Below are 2,690 nucleotides of genomic sequence, written 5' to 3'. Positions count from 1 at the left end.
GTCGAGGGGGCGGTGCCGGCCATCGACGGGTACAACACGCCCTACATCGTCGCGGAGGGGTACGACCATGCCGCCCGCGACTGGGAGGACTGCCGTCTGTTCGACGACATCGGCAAGGCGAAGCTCGCCTACGAGAAGCTGCGCGGCCGCGATTACTCGCTCGATGCGGATATGCCCGACAGCATCGCATTCAGAGCCAAACACTCCGATATCGGCACCGACGATTACCGCGCAAAGGACTTCTACAAGAACGCCTACCGGCTGATCGACGACAGCTATACGGCAATTGCCTGGCGCTCCGAGGACCGCAGCCTCGTCTATCTCGCCGTGGCGGACAGGGGAAACGAGCTCTCCGTGCTGCACTTTCCGGCGTCGGCGCTCGAAGAGCTCGATTCGCCCGCGCTTTCCCATGAAGACCTTTTCAACGTCCTCGGGGCCGTCCAGGACCTCCACGTGGGCAACGCCTATGCGGAGAGCGACGCCGTGGCCGAATTCGCCCGCACGTCGCGGGCGGCGGCATCGTTCAGGCGTTCCGTGCTGGTCTGGGCTCGGGATGGAGAACTCGATCTTGAGGTCGTCAAGCGATTCGCCACCGACCCGTACGCGCGCGAGAAGAGGGCCATCCGCGGACTTCCCGACGCGCAGCTGGAAAGCGAGATCGCGAAGGCGGCCGCCGCGCTGGACTCCAAACCTCGCCATCTTCGCAGCCCGGAGTTGCAGCATAGGAGCGTCATGCTGCGTACCGAAAAGGCGCGCAGGCTGCACGAGTCTCGCAGCCGCGAGATGGAAAAGGGGGGCCGCGACCCGCAGGCCTTGGCCGCCGCGGCCTCGAAGGCCGCGTCTGAGCACGGCGGCGGCTCCGTCGAGCACGGAGGCAACAAGCATCAGTAAACCCGCGGCGGGCAACGCGTCCCGCCGCCCTATCCGCTAGGAGTACCGACATGAACGACAAGCTGGACCATTTCGTCCTCGAGTATGACCACGAGAGCGGCACCGCGCTGCTGGCGATGACGGAGGCCGACGGCGGCCGCATCGCCGAGGGCGGGACCCTTCCGTACGCCGTGGCCCGCGGCTACGATGCGGATGCACGCACCTGGGAGTCTATCGAGCCCTTCGATGACGTGACGCACGCGAAGCTGCGCTTCGAGAAGGAGTGCGGACGCGATTACGTGCCGACCGGCGGCAAGCTCTACGACGACGAGTTCATCACGCTTCGTTGGCGCCGCAAAGACATCGCCGACTCACTTGAGAACGATTGGGGCAACTTCGGCTTCCCCATCCCCGCGACCGAGAAAAACGTCGAGCGCGCCATGGACCAGCTCGGGAACCATATCGACGACGCCGTCTACAGCCAAGGCTGGGACGTCATCCACGACCATCTCGACCCCAACTCGTTCGACCTGGGGGTCGGACACAGCGTGCAGGCCAGGGAGTTCTACGAACAGGTCCTCGAGCACGCAGGCGATTACGATTGCACCGTCAACATCTGGCCCGCGGTCGACGGCGGCGGGGTGCATGTCTCCGTCTGCCCCGTCGCCCACGGGGGCAACGACCTGGCCGTCTACTCGGTCGATGCCGACAAGATCGGCGACAGCGCCATCACGGTCCGCGACCTCGAGGACGTCGGCTGCCGCGAGGTCTACGTCGAGGACTTCACGGAGCGGCCCGATGAGGTGCGCTTCTTCCTGCGCACGGACGCCGATGCGTATATGTTCGGCTCCAGCTTGGGCAAGTCGCTCACCGTCCAGTACACCGGCAAGGAGGATATCGCGCCCGCCCTGCGCGAGGTGCGCGCCTACTGCAAGGACGCCGCCGAGAAGCGCGACCCGTGCCTCATCGGCGCCATGGCCCAGGCCTCCGCGGCCAAATCGGCCACGGCCGAGGGCGAAGCCGGCGGCAAGAAGCTCTAGCGCGCCATGGCCGTCCCGACCGTCCGAACGGTTAACGCGAAAAACCAAAGCTACCTGGCAGAAGCCGCATCCAGCGAGGCGGGGTGGCGGCGCTATCTCGAGACGCTTTCCAGGCACACGGGATGCGCCAACGCCTTCTACAACCTCTCCGCGATGAACTGCGCGGGGCTCGCCGCATCCGATTGGCACGAGTGCCGCGAGATCCTGCCCATCTCGACATGGAAGTCGCTCTTCCCCGGCGCTGACATCAAGGCCGCCGAGGGCTGCACGGGCGTCTACGGCGTCAAGTCCAGGCCCCGCGGCTCGGGCGGCGGGCTGTTCTTCGTGGACGAGTTGTTCCCGCCGGCGCTGCTCGTGGGACTACCCCCCACGAGGCTGAGGGGAGCCGCGCGCGTGCTCGACCTCTCCGTCGATATCGCGGCTGCGTCATGGAGCGACGCCAAGGCCGGGCTGTACCGGCTCGTCAACGTCGCCGACATGGACAGCGACGCCGAGGCCGTGCCGGAGGCCGAGCGCGTGCCGGTCGCATGGGACGACCTCGACGAGAACACGCGCTTCGTCATCGAGGCGCACTTCCGCGCCCAGGGCCCCGGGTGCGCCAGCCCCGTGCCGCCGCCCGACGACGTAAGGGCCAAGGCCTCCTCGCTCAAGGGCTACGTCAACGGGATCGTGAAGACCGCGGCGCCCCTCATCAAGCAGATGCGCAGCGGCTACCGCGCCGCCTTCGAGCGGCACCGCCGCGAAGTCATCCCAGCATGCGATCCAGGGAGGGACAACGGC

Annotated in this window: 2 protein-coding genes and 1 pseudogene; all 3 read left to right on the top strand. The window is 67.0% G+C overall.

The window, feature by feature from the left end; all coding sequences use genetic code 11:
- Positions 1 to 891: pseudogene (locus tag ACMO6A_RS14540) on the top strand (hypothetical protein); the annotation flags it as partial.
- Positions 892 to 941: 50 nt separating this feature from the next.
- Entirely contained in the window at positions 942 to 1,910 is a 969-nt protein-coding gene (locus tag ACMO6A_RS14535) for a hypothetical protein (protein ID WP_114554703.1), read from the top strand.
- A gap of 6 nt (positions 1,911 to 1,916) precedes the next feature.
- On the top strand, positions 1,917 to 2,690 hold a 774-nt coding region (locus ACMO6A_RS14530), incomplete at its 3' end, for a hypothetical protein (RefSeq protein WP_418471465.1).

The organism is Eggerthella sp. (assembly GCF_048329335.1).
In the GTDB taxonomy this organism is placed as follows: domain Bacteria; phylum Actinomycetota; class Coriobacteriia; order Coriobacteriales; family Eggerthellaceae; genus Eggerthella; species Eggerthella lenta.
The sequence above is the reverse complement of the archived record's forward strand: the minus strand, read 5'-3'. Positions and strand labels throughout refer to the sequence as shown.

Excerpts from the sequence above, each read along its gene's own strand:
- ACMO6A_RS14535 (WP_114554703.1), top strand. The coding sequence starts at position 942 with ATGAACGACAAGCTGGACCATTTCGTCCTCGAGTATGACCACGAGAGC.